Raw genomic sequence first — 16,835 nt, 5'->3', positions numbered from 1 at the left:
CGGAGGCACGGTCCGGGACCCCCGAATGACGGGTGCGCCGGGGGGCGCGGACCGGAGCGGGGCGACTGCCCGTAGGCTCGTCGGGCAGGTGTGGTGGGTCCGACGTGGGTCCGGTGAGCAGGAGGAGGCGGCGACGTGCCGGTGGAGATCACCTGGTGGGGGCATGCCACGTGCACGATCGAGGACTCCGGGGTGCGCTTCTTGACCGATCCGCTCTTCGTGCGGCGCTTCGCGCATCTGCGGCGCCGCCGCGGCGCGCTGCCCGGTCCGGACGCGGCCGTCGCCGACGTGGTCCTGATCTCGCACCTGCACTCCGACCACCTGCACCTGCCGTCGCTGGCGCGCGTCGCCCCCGGGGCCCGGCTGATCGTGCCGCACGGCTCGGTGCGGGCGGTGCCGGGGCTGCGGCTGCTGCGCAGGGCGCGGGGGCTGCGGATCACCGAGGTGACGGCGGGCGACGAGGTGCGCGTCGGCGAGGTGCGGGTGCGGGCCGTCCCGGCGCTGCACGACGGCCGGCGCCTTCCGCTGGGCCCTCAGCGCTCCCCCGCCCTGGGGTACGTGGTCGAGGGCGCGGCCCGCACGTATTTCGCCGGGGACACCGGGCTCTTCGACGACATGGCGCGGGCGGTCGGCCCGGTGGACGTGGCCCTGCTGCCGGTCGGCGGCTGGGGGCCCCATCTCGGCCACGGGCACCTCGACGCGGGGCGCGCGGCGGAGGCGTTGAGCCGGCTGGAGCCGCGCTCGGCGGTGCCGGTGCACTACGGCACGTACTGGCCGATCGGGATGGACGGGGTCCGGCCGCACGAGTTCCACGCCCCGGGCGAGGAGTTCGTACGGAAGGCGGCGCTGCGGGCACCCGAGGTCGTGGTGCACCGGCTGGCGCACGGGGAGCGCGTGCGGCCGGAGGGCTCCGGGTGATCGAGTTCGTGCGGCAGACGGCGCAGCTGCCCCCGGAGTCGACACAGCAGGCCATCGGCTACCCGTCGCTGTTCCTGCTGGTGGCGCTGGGCGCGCTGGTCCCGGTGGTGCCGACGGGCGCGCTGGTGAGTTCGGCGGCCGTGGTGGCGTTCCACCAGTCGTCGCCGTTCTCGCTGCTGGTGGTGTTCGGGGTGGCGTCGGCGGCGGCGTTCCTGGGGGACATATCCCTGTACTGGCTGGGGCAGCGGGGGGTGCGGTCGAAGAACGGCTCGCGGTGGCTGCGGGCCATCCGGGACCGGGCCGCGCCGGAGCGGCTGGCGCAGGCGCAGCAAAAGCTGGACGAGCACGGCGCCACGGTGCTGGTGCTGTCCCGGCTGGTGCCTGCGGGGCGCATACCGGTGATGCTGGCGTGTCTGCTGGGGCGGATGCCGATGCGACGGTTCGCCCGGGGCGATGTGCCGGCCTGTCTGGCGTGGGCGGCGACGTATCAGCTGATCGGCATCCTGGGCGGTTCGCTGTTCCCGGAGCCGTGGCAGGGGGTGGTGGCGGCGGTGGGGCTGACGCTGCTGATCAGCGGGGTGCCCGCGGTGTGGCGCCGGACGCGGGCGCGGTGGGCGCGGTGACCTCAGCCGGCCGGGGCCTCCAGCAGGCGTGAGCCGCCGATGGGCAGGTCCCAGAGCCGTTCGCGCGGGTGGCCGGCGCGTTGCCAGGCGGTCCGCAGCCGGGTGAGCGGTTCGAGCACGGGTTCGGCGGACAGCAGGAACGTCGCCCAGTGCATCGGGGCCATCGCGCGGGCGCCCAAATCCTCGTACGCCTGCACGGCCTCCTCCGGGTCGGTGTGGACGTCGCCGAGCCACCAGCGCGGTTCGTAGGCGCCGATCGGCAGCAGGGCGAGGTCGATGCCGGGGTGGCGGCGGCCGATCTCGGTGAACCAGTGGCCGTATCCGGTGTCCCCGGCGAAGTAGATCCGACCGCCGGGGCCGGTGGAGGCGGTGTCCTCGATGATCCAGCCGCCCCACAGTGAGCGGCAGGTGTCGGTGAGGGTGCGCCGGGACCAGTGGTGGGCGGGCACGAAGTCGAAGCGGACGCCGCCCAGCCGGGCCGACTCCCACCAGTCGAGTTCGGTGACGCGGTCGAAGCCGCGCCGGCGGCACCACTGGCCGAGGCCGGCCGGGACGAACAGCGGGGTGTGCCGGGGCAGCCGGCGCAGCGTGGGGGCGTCGAGGTGGTCGTAGTGGTTGTGGCTGATGACGACGGCGTCGACGGGCGGCACATCCTCCCAGCGGACGCCGACGGGGGTGATCCGGGCCGGGGTGCCGAGGATGCGGCGGGACCAGACCGGATCGGCCAGGACGGTGAGGCCGCCGGTGCGGATGATCCAGCTGGCGTGCCCGGCCCAGGTGACGCAGCTGGAGCCGGCCGGGACCGGCAGCAGGGGCTCGGGGGCGTACGGCAGGCGGCGGATGTGGCGCAGTCCCTCCGCGTTGGGCCGGATGGAGTGCTCACGGGCCAGCCGGGACATGCCGAGGATGCCGGGGAGCGGGGCGGTGAGCCGGTCCGCGAAGCTCCTGGGCCAGGAGCGCACCTCGCCGAGGGGCCGCGGGGCGACGACGTCGCCGCAGGCCACCGTGGGTGTGTCCCGGGCGAGGGAGCGCTCGGTCCGGTCCGTCATATCGAGGCTCCCGTCCTGGAGTGCGCCGGCACGGCGTCAGCGCAGTTCGTCGAGGGCTGCTCGGAAAATGCTCAGGGCTGCCGCGACATGCGGCAATTCGAGGGGCTCCGGGGCGGTGAGCGACCGGTTCTGCTCCTCGGGGGTGGTGCCAAGCAGCGATCCGGTGCCCAGCCGTACCCGGAGGGCCCCGAGTTCGTCGCCGAAGCGGTGGCCGCCGGGGGTGGGCGTGCCGAGCCGTTCGCTGAGGTATTCCTCCAGTTCGAGCGAGTCCGTGACCCCTCGGGCGGCGAGCCGGGAGCGGAGCGGGCCGAGGTCGGCGTAGAGGTGGCGGCCGGCCTGCGGGGGTCGGGCCAGCGCGCCCGTGGTGAGCACCGCCCGGTGCGCCTCGGCGGCGACGCGGGCCTGGAGGGCGGCGGCGCGGCGGACCCGTTCGGTGACGGCGTCCGGTTCGTGCAGCGCGTGGGCGGCGGCCGCCGCGACCGGTCCGGCGACGAAGGCGCCGAGCGCGGTGAGGATGTCCAGGGTGCGGGCCCGGCGCGCGGCGGAGCGTCCGGTGCCGGGGAACCGGGCGACGGCGACCGGCCAGGCGGGCGGGGTCAGGCCCCCGTACAGGCCGGAGACGACCGTCACGTCGTCCGGGCACATCTCGGCCGGGCTGACCAGCACCGTGTCGTGCGGCCGGTGCAGGGTGTCGCGCCAGGTCTCGTCGCTGACGATGTGCAGGCCCTCACCGACGGCGGCCTCGCAGGCCTCGCGCACGAGTTCGGGCGGGGCGACGGTGGCGGTGGGGTCGTCGGCCACGGAGAGCAGCAGCAGCCGCGGTCTGCCGCCCTCGGCGCGCACCCTGCGTACGGTCTCCAGGAGCGCGTACGGGTCGGGGACGCCGCCGCACTCGGCGGGGGTGGGGACCTGGTATGCGGGCCGGCCCAGCAGCCGGGCCTGCGGAATCCAGGAGGCGGGGCAGGGGCGCGGCAGCAGCACGTCGCCCGCGTGCGCGGCGACCAGGGCGAGCAGCAGCGGAGAGGTGCCGGGGGCGGCGGCGACGTGTTCGGGGCCGCCGCGCAGGCCGCGCCGCTGCCAGTAGGCGCAGGCGGCCTCGCGCAGGGCGGCCGATCCGCCGGCGGGTTCGGGGGCGGCCCGGTCCGCCGCTGCCGCCAGCACCTCGGCCAGTTCCGGCAGGACGGGCAGCCCGGGCCAGGGGGCGGGCGGTCCGTACCGTACGGGCCCGCGGTCCTCCCGGACGGTGTGCGTGCCGTGCTCGTGGCTTCCGGTCCGCTCCCGGCCCATCCGGGCCTCCTTCGCCGCCGCTCGCTCGATCCGACTCGCCGTTCGCCCTCCGGACCTTTATACGAGGGAATGAGGCGATGCGCCCGGCCTGGAGCCTCACCGGTGGTGGCCGAGGCGGCCGGACAGCTCCTCGGCGCCTTCGACGGCGAGCCCCGCGAGCTCCCGCTCGCGCTCCTCGTTCCAGCGGATCATCGGGACGGAGACGGACAGCGCGGCGACGACCCGCCCCGACCGGTCGCGTACGGGCGCGGCGACACAGCCCACGTAGGGGTCGGACTCCTGGTGCTCCACGGCGACGCCCCTTTCCCGTACGGCGTCGAGCGCGGTCCGCAGCTCCTGTTCGTCGGTGATGCTGTCGGGGGTCATGCCGGTCAGTTCGAGCCCGTCGAGCCGGGTGTCGAGTTCCGGGGCGGGCAGCGAGGCGAGCAGCATCTTGCCGACGGACGTGCAGTGGGCGGGCAGCTTGCGGCCGGCCGCCGACACCATCCGTACCGCGTGGGTGGAGTCGACCTGGGCGATGTAGATGACGTCGGTGCCCTCCAGGATCGCCACGTGCACGGTCTCGCCGCAGGTCTCGGCCACCCGCTGCGCCACCTGCCGGCCCTCGGCGGCGAGGTCGAGCTGCTCGGCGTACCGGCTGCCGAGCTGGTAGGTGCGGACGCCGAGCCGGTAGCGGCCGGGCCGATCGGGGACGGCGACCAGGTACGAGCGGGCGGCGAGCGTGGTCAGCAGCTCATGGACGGTGGTACGGGGGAGCTGGAGCTTGCGGGTCACCTCGGGCGCGGAGAGCGTGCCGTCGCCGTGGAGGAAGAGTTCGAGAACGTCCAGCGCCCTGGTCACCGCGGGGACGAGTCGCCCCATGGTCGTGCACCACCCTCTCGTTCGGCATGCCGGTCGGTGACCGGCATCACGAACGCAGGCTAAGTGCGGCGGAGTTGCCGGTGCAACGACGGGGTGCCGTGGAACACGCGACACCCGCCCGCCCGAGTGGTTTGCCCGCCTATGGGACCGAATGGCGGCCGGGCACGGGCTCTGTGTCCGTCCCGCCGACGCGCTCCCGCGCGCCTGCTGGTTCGGGGCGGCGTTGCCGGGTATTCGCTGTTCCATGTCGTCAGCGAGCATCCCTTCCCTCCCGTCACGGCTCACCGGGCTGCGCGGCCGGCTCCACAGCCGCGATGTCGCGGTGTTCCAGGACCTGGCCCGGCGCCACTGGCCGGCCGCCGGCCCCGTGTTGCCCAGGCTGAGCCGCAGCGCCAATCACGGGCTCCTGTGGTTCGGGGCCGCCGCCGGCATGGCCGCCTTCGGGGGCAGTGCCCGGGCGCGGCGGGCCGCGCTGCGGGGCATCGCCTCGCTGGCGGTGGCCTCGGCGGCGATCAACACGGTGGGCAAGGGGGCGGTCCGCAGGCAGCGGCCGATACTGGACGCCGTGCCGGTGATACGGCAGCTGAAGCGCCAGCCGGTGACCACCTCGTTCCCCTCGGGGCACGCCGCGTCGGCCGCCGCCTTCGCCACCGGGGTGGCGCTGGAGTCGAAGGGCTGGGGAGCGGTCGTCGCGCCCGTCGCGCTGTCCGTGGTCGCGTCCCGCGTCTACACCGGGGTCCACTACCCGAGCGATGTGCTCGCCGGTGCGGTTTTCGGCGTGGGAGCGGCGTTCGCCCTGCGCGGGGTCATACCGACGAGGGGTCAGCTGCCGGCTCCCGGCCGGCCGCCGGCCGAGGCGCCCGCCCTGTCCGACGGCCAGGGCCTCGTGGTCGTCGTCAACCAGGAGTCGGGCACGGCCACGGCCACCGCCTCACTGATCAGGGACGCGCTACGGGCGGCGGAGGTGGCCGAGTGTCCCCCTGACCAGCTCTCCGCCGAGCTGGAGAAGGCGGCGGGCCGGGGCCGGGCGCTGGGTGTGTGCGGCGGGGACGGCACCGTCAACCAGGCGGCGGCGGTGGCGGCCGTGCACGACGTGCCGCTCGCGGTGTTCCCCGGCGGGACCCTCAACCACTTCGCGTACGACCTGGGCATAGAGACGGTCGCGGACGCTTGCGCCGCGCTGGGCGAGGGAAGCGCGGTCCGGGTGGACCTCGGCCGCTTCCGGCCCGGCCCCGACGGGCCCGGCGGCGCCCACGGCTACTTCCTCAACGCCTTCAGCCTGGGCGTGTACCCGGAGCTCGTACGGATGCGTGAGCGCTGGTCACCCCGGATCGGCGGCTGGCCGGCCGGTGTCCTGGCGGCCCTGCACGTGCTGCGCGGCGAGCGCCCGCTGGAGGCCGAACTCCAGGGAGAGTGCCGCCCCTTGTGGCTGCTGTTCGTCGGCAACGGCCTGTTCCAGCGGATGGGCCCGGCGCCGGGCCGGCGGCACAACCTGGCGGACGGGCTGCTGGACGTACGCGTCGTGCACGGCGGCCGGACCCCCGGCCTGAGGCTGCTGGCCGCCGCCGTCGCGGGCCCGCTGACCCGCTCCCCCACGCACGCCGCCGTCCGCCGCCAGCGGGTGCGGGTCTCCGGCCTGAAGCCCGGCACGCCGTACGCGTACGACGGTGAAGTGGCGCACAGCGGGAGCGAGTTGATGATCGACAAGCTGCCGGAGGCGCTGACGGTGTACTGCCCGAGGCCGGTGTAGCAGGTCCGGGACGCGAGGCAACAGAGGGCGGTCGACGCTGAGTCGGCCGCCCTTTCGCGCGACTCACCGCTGTCCACATTGCAAGATACGTATCTCATCATTCGGCATGAGGGCCTACGGTGGTCCTACCGATCAGCGATTTCGCGGTTCGCGTTTCGAGAGAGGATCACGGCCATGCCGAAGGAGACCGCCGTCTACACCCACGGCCACCACGAGTCGGTGCTGCGCTCGCACCGGTGGCGCACCGCCGCCAATTCCGCGGCCTACCTCATCGGCGAACTCCGCCCGGGTCTGAGCGTGCTGGACGTCGGCTGCGGCCCCGGCACCATCACCGCGGACCTGGCCGAACTGGTCGCCCCCGGCCGGGTGACGGGGCTGGACACCACCGACGAGATCCTGGGCCAGGCGGCCGCGGTGGCCGCCGAACGGGGCCTGGACAACGTCGAGTTCGCCGTCGCGGACGTGCATGCCCTGGACTACCCCGACGACTCCTTCGACGTGGTCCACGCCCATCAGGTCCTCCAGCACGTGGGCGACCCGGTGCAGGCGCTGCGCGAGATGCGCCGGGTCTGCCGCCCCGGGGGCGTCGTCGCGGCGCGCGACAGCGACTACGCGGGGATGACCTGGTTCCCCGAGTCGACGGGAATGGACCACTGGCAGGAGCTGTACGGCCGGGTGGCCCGCGCCAACGGCGGCGAGCCCGACGCCGGACGCCGGCTGCTGTCCTGGGCGCGACAGGCGGGCTTCACCGACATCACGCCGACGGCGGCCTCCTGGTGCTACGCCACCCCGGAGAGCCGGGCGTGGTGGAGCAGCCTGTGGGGGGACCGTACCGTCGGCTCGGTGTACGCGGGACTGGCGGTGGACGGCGGCCACGCGACGCCGGAGGAACTGGCGGAGATCGCCGGGGCGTGGCGCACGTGGGGCGAGCAGGGCGACGGCTGGTTCATGGTCCCGCACGGCGAGGTCCTCTGCCGCGTCTGAGCGCATGGCTCCGGTCCCGGGCCGGTCCGGGACCGGAGCGGAGCCGCCGAAGACGAATCGAACACACGGCACCGACCCGCCAACTACCCTGGTGGCCATGGAAATCCTGGGAACCACGCTGCGTATCTGCGTCGACGACCTGGAGGCCGCGGTGGCCTTCTACGAGGAGCTCACGGGCGGTCGGGCCCTGCGCTTCGAGCGCGGCGGGGTCTCCGTCGCCGCCATCGGCTGCTTCCTGTTGATGAGCGGTCCCGAGTCGGAGCTGGAGATCCTGCGCAAGGTGACGGCGACGATCGCCGTGAAGAACGTCGACGAGGCGCACGACGCCCTGACCCGGGTCGGCGCCCGCGTCATCGCGGGCCCCGTCCCGACCCCGGTCGGCCGCAACCTGATCGCCGTGCACCCGGACGGCTCGGTCTTCGAGTACGCCGACCGCAACCTCCCCGCCTGAGGCGGGACTTCAGAACACCCCGCGGGACAGGCCGGCCAGACCGGTCCGGTCCAGCACCCGGTCGGCCAGCTCGCGGGTGGGCAGCTCACCGTCCAGCACCACCGTGTCCTCCCGCAGGCTGCCGACCGCCGCCACGCACTCGGCGATCTGCGCCTTCCCCCAGCGCCGCACCGCCTCGTCGCGCTCCGGGTCGCCGGGCACCACCACCCGGTCGTGCAGCCGCTGTTCGAGGACTCCGGCCGAGACGTCGAGGAAGAAGTGGTGGACCGGTACGCCCGCCTTCTCCAGGGCTCCGAAGATCTCGTCGGCGTACTGCCGGCGGACCACGGTCATCGGTGCCAGGACCGGCCGCCCGTACTCCTCCACCAGCCCCTGGCCCAGCGACGCCACCTGCTTGCGCCAGAGCGGGATGTGCTGGAAGTCGCCGTGCGGCGCCTCCACGATCTCGCGCAGGACGAAGCCCACGTGCTCGGGGTCGTAGACGAGGGCGTCCGGCAGTCTGCGGTGCAGCTCCGCGACCAGCGTGGTCTTGCCGCTGCCGAACGCCCCGTTGATCCAGACGATCATGTACCGATGCTCCCGTTCCCCGTGCCGTGTGCCGTGTGCCGTGTGCCGTGTGCCGTCAGCCTCGCGGACGCATCCGGTAGTTGTACATGTCAGGCAGCGGTTCGTCCGTGAGCTGTTCCCACACCTCCTCCAGGATCTCCGCGCCCTCGCGCAGGTCGGCGACCTCGAAGCCCGCGTCGAAGAGGGCGCGTGCCGCCTCGGGCCGGCCCTCCGCGATCAGCAGCCGGGCCTTCAGCAGACGGAAGCGGCCCCGCTCGCGGATCTCCGGGAGCAGCCCCGCCCAGACCGTGCGGGCGGCGGCAGTCCGGCCCGCCGTGAGCAGCGCCTCGATCGCCTCCCGGCCGAGGGCCGCGGTGGCGGCGGCCCATGCCTCACCGTCGCCGCGATCCGCGCACAGGCCGTCGAACGCCTCCGTGCAGAGGTCGGCCGCCCTCTCCCGCTGGCCGCTCTCCTGGGCGGCGACGGCCAGACAGCGCAGCAGCGGCCAGCGGGACGAGGCGGTGGTGGCCAGTCCGCGTTCCCAGCTGCGGACCGCCTGGGCGCGGTCGCCGGCGTGCCACTGCGCGACGCCGAGGTGGTACTCGGTGAGCGGTTCGGCGGGGGCCGTCTCCAGCATGTCGCGCCAGTGCCAGGAGACCAGGGTGGGCCCGGGCGGGGCCGCGCCGGACGGTCCGGGGAGCGTGCCCTGGTCCAGCAGCTCCAGCCAGGGCGCCTGCTGCTCCCCGAGCGTGGAGTCGGCGAACGGCGTACCGGGCAGCTTGTACCGGCCGCGCCGCACCTCCAGGGCGCCCCAGCCCGAGCCGGTGGCGAGGCGTTCGCCCGGTTCGGTGTCGGCGCAGAGGCGCCAGGCGGCGTAGGCGGCGTCCACGTCGGCGCGCGGCAGGACGGCGGCGAGTTGCCGCTCGGTCTCGGTGCGGGCCGCCGCCCAGTCGGTGCCGTGCACGGTGGCGGGATCGGCGGCCAGCGGCCCGTACGACTCCAGCCAGCTGAACTCGCCGCCCGGCTCCAGCGGTATGTGCTCCAGCTGGGTGCGGGCCAGTCCGGCCTGGATCTCGGCGTACCCGCCGGTGCCGGGTTCGGTGAGCCATTCCTGCCAGCGCCGGCCGCCCGCGCCCCGGCCCCAGAGGAACAGCTTGCGGCCGCGCAGCAGGTCGGTGGAGGTCTGGACGAGCCCCTGGCCGTGCTCGTCCAGGGAGGCGATCCAGCGGCGGGCGCCGTCGGGCACCTCGTAGAAGTAGTCGGCCGGGTAGTCGCTGCGCAGCGGGTACGTGCGGTCGGTGCCGCCGGTCTCGGGGACCGGAACCCGGGTCAGCGTCCGCTCGTACCCGAAGTGCCAGGCCTCGTCGGCGGGGGCGAGGACCCGGGTGCCCTCGTCCTCGGGGACGGCGGTGTTGGACCACCAGTAGACGGGGGCCGGCTGCTCGTGCGGGTTGCGTATCCGTACGCCGACGTGCAGGAACGCGGAGTCGTCGGGCAGCCACAGGTCGACCTGGAAGGGCAGGTCCCGCAGCCGCTCCCACTCCCAGAGCCGGACCATCTCGCCGCCGTCGGGCGCCGGGACGCGGGCCGCGTGCACCGGGGCGCAGGAGAGGGTGGTGTGGCCGGTGGCGCCGATGTTCCACTCGATGCCGCCGGAGAACCAGGCCCCGTTGAGCGCGAAGTCGGCGGGCTGGAGGACGGGGTTGGCGTAGACGAGGTCGCGGCCGGCCGGTTTGTGGACGAGGGAGTGGATACGGCCGCCGAGTCCCGGCAGTACGGTGACGCGTAGGTGGTCGTTCTCGATGACGATCGCGTCGAGGTCCGTGGGGGTGCGCTCGCGCCCGTACCCGTCGAGGGTGCGGACGGGCAGGACGGTGGCGAGCGGGGCGTGGCCGAGCCGGCGGGCCATGTCGCGCGGGAGTCCGACCCGGTCCCGGTCGTCGATGACGTGCGTCTCGTCCAGCGGCCGCAGCGCGGGCAGCGGGTTCTCCGGCCCCGTCGCCGCGGCGGGCAGGGTCAGTACGGCACGTCGTACGGTGGTGGCCAAGGCAACCTCGCTCCCTCGCGCGGGCCGCCACAGGTCCGGGCGCCCCCCGATGACCATGGAACACGCCGGTTGCCGCCCGGACCAGAGGCTCAGGCATCACTCTTCGGCAAAGGGCACGGCCGCCGCCCGCCCGGAATTCCGTTTCCGCCCCGCTCCCGGCCCCCGTACTCTCGCCTCGGACACGGAACGCGGCAGGCGAGAGGAACGGCGGGACACATGAGCACGCAGCACACGTACCGGGTGATCGTGCGCGGCACGTGGGAGGGGCTGACGGACGCGGCGCGCGAGCGGCTGCTCGCGGAGGTGGAGGAGCACGGCCTCGCCGCGATGCAGTTCACCGAGGAGGGCTCGCTGACGTACGACCGGGTGCTCAAGCACTTCAGCTTCCGGTACGTGGTCGTCTCGGACGCCGAGGACGGCGAGGAGATGGCCGCCGCGATCGCCGAGGACCGGGCGCAGACGGCGCTGCGGAGGGCCGGTTGCGGCCACGGGGAACTACGGTCCACGGCGACGGACATGGACACGATGAAGATCAACTACAAGGGGCGGCGGGGGACCGGGGCCGCGTGACACGGCCCGGCAGACCGCGGTCGGTGCCGAGGACGGCGATCGACTTGCGGTCGCAGCCGACAGCGGAAGGACCCCACCGTTCTTCCGTCGGCGCGGACAATACTTCGGACGGTGACGCCCGCACACGGCAGGAGGCCGTGTGCGGGCACCTTCACTCCTTGACGACGCGTCATGACGCGTCAGCCGTTCGTTACCGCTGTTGTGCTGCCGCGCTTGTCACTGCGAGACCCGCACGTAGTCGATCAGCATCCGCTGCGGGAAGACGGTCGAGGCGTCCGGGGACCCGGGCCAGTCACCGCCCACCGCGTTGTTCAGGATGATGTAGAACGGGTGGTCGTAGACCCAGGGGCCCTGGGTCGCCTCAACCGTCGCCTTGTCCGCCGTGAAGAAGGCATTGCCGTCGACGGAGAAGGTCATGTGGTCGGCATCCCAGTCAACGGCGTAGACGTGGAAGTCGGAGGCGAAGTCCTTGCCCGCCAGGGTGTACGGAGCTCCGTAGCCGTTGCCGCCGTTGTAGGCGGGCGCGTGCAGTGTGGAGTACACCGAGTCGGCGACGCTGCCGACGTGCTCCATGATGTCGATCTCACCCGAGTTCGGCCACGGTGTGCCGGTGTTGAAGTTGGATCCGAGCATCCAGAACGCGGGCCACAGACCCTGCGTGCCGCTCACCTTGATCCGGGCCTCGACATGGCCGTAGGCGAAGTTGAAGTGGTTCGAGGTGTTGATACGGCCCGAGGTGTACGAGCCGTTGGCCTCCTTCCTGGCTTCGATGACGAGGTTGCCCGCGCCGTCCATGTTGGTGTTGTCACCGTTGGTGTAGGTCTCCAGCTCACCGTTCTGGCCGTTGCCGGGGTCCTGCGTCCACTTGCCCGAGTCGGGCTTGGTGCCCGCCGCACCGTTGAACTCGTCGCTCCACACGAGCTTCGGCGGGTTGTGGGGCGCGGGCGGAGCGGCGGGCGGCGGGGTCGGGTTGCCGCCTGTGCCGTACACGTCGAAGCCCCACAGCGAGTAGCCGTAGCCGTTGCTGCGCGCGGTCCCGTACATCCGCACGTAGCGGCCGTTGCCGTCGACGTTCAGGGTCTCCTTGAATCCCTTGCCGGTGGTGGTGGAGTAGATGCTGGTCCAGTTGGTGCCGTCGGGTGACGTCTGGATCTGGTAGGCCGTCGCGTACGCCGGGTCCCACTGCAGCACGACCTGCGTGATGTGAGCCGTGGCGCCCAGGTCGACGCTGATCCAGCCGGGGTCGACCCAGCCGTTGCTGTCACTGGTGGCCCACCGGGTGGCCGGGTCGTGGTCGAACGCCTTGCCCGGGGTGCAGCCGACGCAGCTGTTGGCGTTCTGGTACGTGGAAGCGGTGGCCGGCTTGTTGTACGAGAGCAGGGCGGAGTCGGACGGAGCCGTCGGGCCGCCCGGGTCCACGCCACCGCCGCCGGTGGTGAAGACCTGGAACTCCCAGAGGGAGATGCCGTACTCAGTGGCACGGGCCGTGCTGTACACCCGGATGTAGCGGCCGGTGCCGGTGAGTGTGATCAGCTCGGTGGCGCCGGGCCCCGTGGTGGTGCTGTGCAGCGTGGTCCAGTCGGTGCCGTCCGTCGATGCCTGGATCTGGTACGCCTTGGCGTACGCCGCCTCCCAGCTCAGCTGGACCCCGCAGATGGACTGGCGGGAACCGAGGTCGATCCGCAGCCACTGCGGGTCACCGGGGGCGCTGGACCAGCGCGTGCCGACGTCGCCGTCGACGGCCGCGGAGGCCGGTGTTCCGGCGTTCTCGGTCGACGAGGCGGAGACCGGCTTGTTCAGCGCCGCGTTGGTCTTGCTGCATTCCGACCCGGTGGAGCCGGAGCCGCCGAAGACCTGGAACTCCCAGAGGGAGTAGCCGTAGGCGGTGGCGCGCTGAGTGCCGGTCAGTCGCACGTAGCGGCCCGAACCGGTCACGTCGAGCGTCTGCTTGCCACCGGTGGCTGTGGTGGTCGAGTAGATGCTCGTCCAGTCCGTGCCATTGGCCGACGTCTGGATCTGGAACGCCTTGGCGTACGCAGCCTCCCAGTTGAGCGTGATCTGTGAGATGGACGAGGCGGTGCCCAGGTCTACCTGGATCCACTGCGGGTCGGCTGCCGCGCTGGACCAGCGGGTGCCGGCATCGCCGTCGACCGCGGCGGAAGCGGGGGTACCGGCGTTCTCGACGGACGATGACGTTGCCGTCTTGCCCTGCGAGAGCAGGGTGCCCGCCGCCTTGGCGGGGGTGTTGCCGTTCAGGGCAAGAGCAAGGCTCGCGAGAACAGCGACGACCAAGGCCAGGATCAGGGATCTTCTGCGGTTGGTCATCAGGAGGGGGGAACTGGGGGAACTACCGTGCATGGCGTCTCCTCGTGGTCGCCAAATCCCGAGAGAGCGCTCTCTGGATGAGCAGATGATTACGGCGTTGATGCCGACACGTCAAGAAGTTGAACGCGATCCGCCACAACCGACGCAGCGGCCCGTAACGTGGCGCCAACTGTCGAAGGGGCCGCGGAGAGCTGACGCACACCGCTCCAGGGGCGGGCGTCCCCGAGAACGCGGACCCGTACGGCGTGGGCGGTGGCAACCGGCGACCGGCGTTTTCAGGGGGCGGAGAGCGGCTGGACGGGGCAGCAACGACCGGAACTCCGTCGGTCCACAAGCGGCCTGTCCCACCGGAGCACAGGGCGGACCACGCGTCACGGAACGTGATCGGAGCCGGACAGAGTCCAGGGCGCCCGCTCCCGGCCCACGCCCGAAGGAGGGCAACCCCCGTCCGGGGGGTGATGGACCGGCCGGAACCGGGAACCCGTCTCTTGTCGCCCCGCCCCCACAGGAAAGGCCCGTCCCATGACCACCGAACAGACCACCACGCTCGGTCCCGACAGCGATCTCACCGAGGTCTTCGAGCTCGCGCAGCAGCTGCGGGTGGACTCGGTGCGCGCCAGCACCTCGGCCGGCTCCGGGCACCCCACCTCCAGCCTGTCCGCGGCCGATCTGATGGCCGTGCTCATGACCCGCCACCTGCGCTACGACTGGGACACCCCCGACAACCCCGCGGGCGACCACCTGATCTTTTCCAAGGGCCACGCCTCGCCCCTGCTCTACGCCATGTTCAAGGCGGCCGGTGCCGTCAGCGACAAGGAGCTGATGACGACCTACCGCCGCTTCGGCCACCGTCTCCAGGGCCACCCGACGCCCGAGCTGCCCTGGGTGGACGTGGCCACCGGTTCGCTCGGCCAGGGCATCGCCTACGGCGTCGGCATCGCGCTCGCCGGGCGGGACCTGGAGAAGCAGCCCTACCGGGTCTGGGTACTATGCGGCGACAGCGAGATGACCGAGGGGTCCGTGTGGGAGGCCCTGGACAAGGCCGGCCGGCACAAGCTCGCCAACTTCATCGCCGTCATCGACGTCAACCGCCTCGGGCAGAGCGGCCCGACCGAGCTGGAGTGGGACACCGACACCTACGCCCGCCGTGCCGAGGCGTTCGGCTGCCGCGCCATCGTCGTCGACGGCCACGACCTCACCGCGATCGACCGGGCCCTGAAGACCGCGGCGGACGGGACGGCCCCCACCGTGATCGTGGCCAAGACGGTCAAGGGGCGCGGGGTGAGCGAGGTCGCGGACCAGGAGGGCTGGCACGGCAAGCCGCTGCCCTCGGACATGGCCGACCGCGCCATCGAGGAGCTGGGCGGCGTCCGCGATCTGCGGGTGAGCGGCGCCCGGCCGCCGAAGGCCGCGCCCGCCGCCGCCCAGGCCGCCGGCGCCGTGGAGCTGCCGCGCTTCGACAAGGGGGACGAGGTCGCCACCCGGGTCGCGTTCGGCAAGGCGCTGGTCGCGCTCGGGGTGCGGCCCGACGTCGTCGCCCTGGACGCCGAGGTCGGCAACTCCACGCACTCCGAGGACTTCAAGAAGGCGTACCCCGAGCGGTTCTTCCAGACGTACATCGCCGAGCAGCAGATGATCGCCGACGCCGTCGGCATGGCCGTGCGCGGCTACCGCCCCTACGCCACCACCTTCGCCGCCTTCCTCACCCGGGCCCACGACTTCATCCGCATGGCCGCGGTCTCGGACATCACGATGGCCCTGTGCGGCACCCACAGCGGCGTGGAGATCGGCGCCGACGGCCCCTCGCAAATGGGCGTCGAGGACCTGGCCATGATGCGCTCGGTGCGCGGCTCGACCGTCCTCTACCCCAGCGACGCCACCTCCGCGGCGGCGCTGACCGTGGCCATGGCCGATCTCGACGGCATCTCCTACCTGCGCACCACGCGCGGCGCCTACCCCGTGCTCTACGGGAGCGAGGAGACCTTCCCCGTCGGCGGCTCCAAGACCCTGCGCCACGGCGACGACGACCAGGTCACCCTGGTCAGCGCCGGTGTCACCCTGCACGAGTGCCTGGCCGCCGCCGACCGGCTGGCCGAGGAGGGCGTCCGGGCCCGCGTCATCGACCTCTACTCCATCAAGCCCATCGACACCCGGGCCCTCGTCCGCGCCGCCCAGGAGACCGGGGCCATCGTCGTCGCCGAGGACCACCACCCCGAGGGCGGCATCGGGGAGGCCGTGCTCTCCGCGCTCGCCGCGTCCGGCAGCCATCCCGCCTTCGCCCACCTCGCCGGGAGCAACCTCCCGGGGTCCGGCACCACCGACGAACTGCTCGACGCGGCGGGCATCTCCCGCACCCACATCGCCGCAGCGGCCCGCCGCCTGGTCGGATAGGGACGCCGCCGCCGGGGTGCGCGGGTCAGCGCATCTCGGCGGTGATCGCCCAGCGTTCGTGGTCGCGCCAGGCGCCGTCGATGTGCAGGAAGTCCGGTGAGTAGCCCTCCAGCCGGAATCCGGCCCGGCGGACCAGGGCGATCGAACCCTCGTTGTCCGGCTGGATGTTGGCTTCGAGCCGGTGCAGGCCGAGCGGGCCGAAGGCGTGGTCCAGGACGAGGCCCAGCGCCTCGCTCATGAGTCCGCGCCCGGCCGCGTGGGCGAAGACGCCGTAGCCGAGCGCGCCGCAGCGGAAGCCGCCGATGACGATGTTGTTGATGTTGATGAACCCGGCGATCGCACCGTCGGCCGGGTCGCCCGGCTCGTGCCGCTCGCACACGAGGAAGCCGGCCCGCCTCGGATCGTCGATGAGCGCGCCCGCGTAGGCGGCGTACGTGTCGGGGGCGGTGGGCGGGAACAGCCAGGGGTGGTGCAGTGCGCCGCTCTCCCGAGCCCGGGAGGTGAACTCGTCGGCGTCGGCGAGCGTGAAGGGGCGGATCGCCGTGCGCGGCCCCTCGGCCGGATAGCTGGTGTCGGACATCGTTCCAGCGTAGAGCGGTCGTGCGGGGCAGAGGCCGTGAGCCCTGCCCCGCACGACCGGTCCGCCGAGGCCATTCGGCCCGCCTGGCTACTTGGGCCGCCGGCGGAAGACGTAGGCGCCGCACGCCATGCCCGCCACGAACATCACGACCAGCCAGACGTAGAGCGGCGCGGTCACCAGCGGGACGATGAGGCGGACCTTGACGTGCTTGGTGTTCCCGGCGATGAACACGACCGACAGCACCGCGATGACGAGGACCAGGATGCGGCCCGGGGTGAAGGCCCCGCTGCCGCCCTTCCCGCTGCTCGACACGTCCTTCGGGCTCATGAGCAGCCCCTTTCCCGGCCCTGGTACGGCCGTGTCGCCCCGGGGCTCCAGCATGCTCCGCCCCCGTACCGGCAGGCACAGATGTTCGGCCATCCGGGTGACGGGGCGGTGACGGTGACGGGGCGG

15 protein-coding genes are annotated in these 16,835 nt (G+C 73.1%); 7 read left to right on the top strand and 8 right to left on the bottom strand.

Annotated elements, in window-relative coordinates:
- The first annotated feature begins 135 nt into the window (after window positions 1–135).
- Together E6P78_RS15515 and E6P78_RS15510 are read left to right on the top strand one after the other, a co-directional pair.
- Window positions 136–918, top strand: coding sequence for an MBL fold metallo-hydrolase (locus E6P78_RS15515; protein WP_136204175.1), 783 nt, complete (start codon window positions 136–138; stop codon window positions 916–918).
- Entirely contained in the window at window positions 915–1,541 is a 627-nt protein-coding gene (locus E6P78_RS15510) for a VTT domain-containing protein (protein WP_136204174.1), read from the top strand. The genes E6P78_RS15515 and E6P78_RS15510 overlap by 4 nt, the downstream gene beginning before the upstream one ends.
- 2 nt (window positions 1,542–1,543) lie before the next feature.
- Here E6P78_RS15510 and E6P78_RS15505 read toward each other — a convergent pair whose 3' ends face one another.
- From E6P78_RS15505 to E6P78_RS15495, 3 genes are all read right to left on the bottom strand, one after another.
- The gene (locus E6P78_RS15505; RefSeq protein ID WP_136204173.1) at window positions 1,544–2,590 is read right to left on the bottom strand and encodes an MBL fold metallo-hydrolase; all 1,047 of its coding nucleotides are present in this window, start codon (window positions 2,588–2,590) and stop codon (window positions 1,544–1,546) included.
- Window positions 2,591–2,626: 36 nt separating this feature from the next.
- Window positions 2,627–3,877: an aminotransferase class I/II-fold pyridoxal phosphate-dependent enzyme gene (locus E6P78_RS15500; RefSeq protein ID WP_136204172.1), complete on the bottom strand. Its 1,251-nt coding sequence runs from the start codon at window positions 3,875–3,877 to the stop codon at window positions 2,627–2,629.
- A 96-nt stretch (window positions 3,878–3,973) separates the two neighbouring features.
- Entirely contained in the window at window positions 3,974–4,738 is a 765-nt protein-coding gene (locus E6P78_RS15495) for an IclR family transcriptional regulator (RefSeq protein ID WP_136204171.1), read from the bottom strand.
- A gap of 244 nt (window positions 4,739–4,982) precedes the next feature.
- On the opposite strand from E6P78_RS15495, the gene E6P78_RS15490 reads away from it, so the two are divergent.
- The 3 genes from E6P78_RS15490 (at window position 4,983) to E6P78_RS15480 (ending at window position 7,923) form a co-directional block, all read left to right on the top strand.
- Window positions 4,983–6,488 carry a bifunctional phosphatase PAP2/diacylglycerol kinase family protein gene (locus E6P78_RS15490; protein WP_136204170.1) on the top strand — a complete coding sequence of 502 codons (1,506 nt, stop codon included), beginning with the start codon at window positions 4,983–4,985 and terminating at the stop codon, window positions 6,486–6,488.
- Between the two features lie 174 nt (window positions 6,489–6,662).
- Window positions 6,663–7,472: a class I SAM-dependent methyltransferase gene (locus tag E6P78_RS15485; protein WP_136204169.1), complete on the top strand. Its 810-nt coding sequence runs from the start codon at window positions 6,663–6,665 to the stop codon at window positions 7,470–7,472.
- 97 nt (window positions 7,473–7,569) lie between these two features.
- Window positions 7,570–7,923, top strand: coding sequence for a VOC family protein (locus E6P78_RS15480; RefSeq protein ID WP_136204168.1), 354 nt, complete (start codon window positions 7,570–7,572; stop codon window positions 7,921–7,923).
- A gap of 9 nt (window positions 7,924–7,932) precedes the next feature.
- Here the strand turns inward: E6P78_RS15480 and E6P78_RS15475 are convergent, their stop codons facing one another.
- Both E6P78_RS15475 and E6P78_RS15470 read right to left on the bottom strand, forming a co-directional pair.
- Complete coding sequence (locus E6P78_RS15475) at window positions 7,933–8,490, bottom strand: AAA family ATPase (RefSeq protein ID WP_136204167.1); 558 nt, start codon at window positions 8,488–8,490, stop codon at window positions 7,933–7,935.
- A gap of 55 nt (window positions 8,491–8,545) precedes the next feature.
- Complete coding sequence (locus E6P78_RS15470) at window positions 8,546–10,516, bottom strand: DUF5107 domain-containing protein (protein WP_136204166.1); 1,971 nt, start codon at window positions 10,514–10,516, stop codon at window positions 8,546–8,548.
- Between the two features lie 216 nt (window positions 10,517–10,732).
- On the opposite strand from E6P78_RS15470, the gene E6P78_RS15465 reads away from it, so the two are divergent.
- A complete protein-coding gene (locus tag E6P78_RS15465; protein WP_136204165.1) occupies window positions 10,733–11,086 on the top strand; it encodes a DUF6204 family protein in 354 nt (117 codons plus the stop codon).
- 216 nt (window positions 11,087–11,302) lie between these two features.
- Here the strand turns inward: E6P78_RS15465 and E6P78_RS15460 are convergent, their stop codons facing one another.
- On the bottom strand, window positions 11,303–13,411 hold the full coding sequence (locus E6P78_RS15460; RefSeq protein ID WP_136204278.1) for a discoidin domain-containing protein: 2,109 nt from the start codon (window positions 13,409–13,411) through the stop codon (window positions 11,303–11,305).
- Window positions 13,412–13,933: 522 nt separating this feature from the next.
- On the opposite strand from E6P78_RS15460, the gene E6P78_RS15455 reads away from it, so the two are divergent.
- Window positions 13,934–15,802, top strand: coding sequence for a transketolase (locus tag E6P78_RS15455; protein ID WP_136204164.1), 1,869 nt, complete (start codon window positions 13,934–13,936; stop codon window positions 15,800–15,802).
- Between the two features lie 25 nt (window positions 15,803–15,827).
- On the opposite strand, the gene E6P78_RS15450 is transcribed toward E6P78_RS15455, so the two are convergent.
- Window positions 15,828–16,382, bottom strand: coding sequence for a GNAT family protein (locus E6P78_RS15450; RefSeq protein ID WP_136204163.1), 555 nt, complete (start codon window positions 16,380–16,382; stop codon window positions 15,828–15,830).
- A gap of 87 nt (window positions 16,383–16,469) precedes the next feature.
- Complete coding sequence (locus tag E6P78_RS15445; RefSeq protein WP_136204162.1) at window positions 16,470–16,709, bottom strand: DUF1049 domain-containing protein; 240 nt, start codon at window positions 16,707–16,709, stop codon at window positions 16,470–16,472.
- Window positions 16,710–16,835: the final 126 nt, after the last annotated feature.

Source organism: Streptomyces sp. A0958 (assembly GCF_004795035.1).
Taxonomy (GTDB): domain Bacteria; phylum Actinomycetota; class Actinomycetes; order Streptomycetales; family Streptomycetaceae; genus Streptomyces.
The sequence above is the reverse complement of the archived record's forward strand: the minus strand, read 5'-3'. Positions and strand labels throughout refer to the sequence as shown.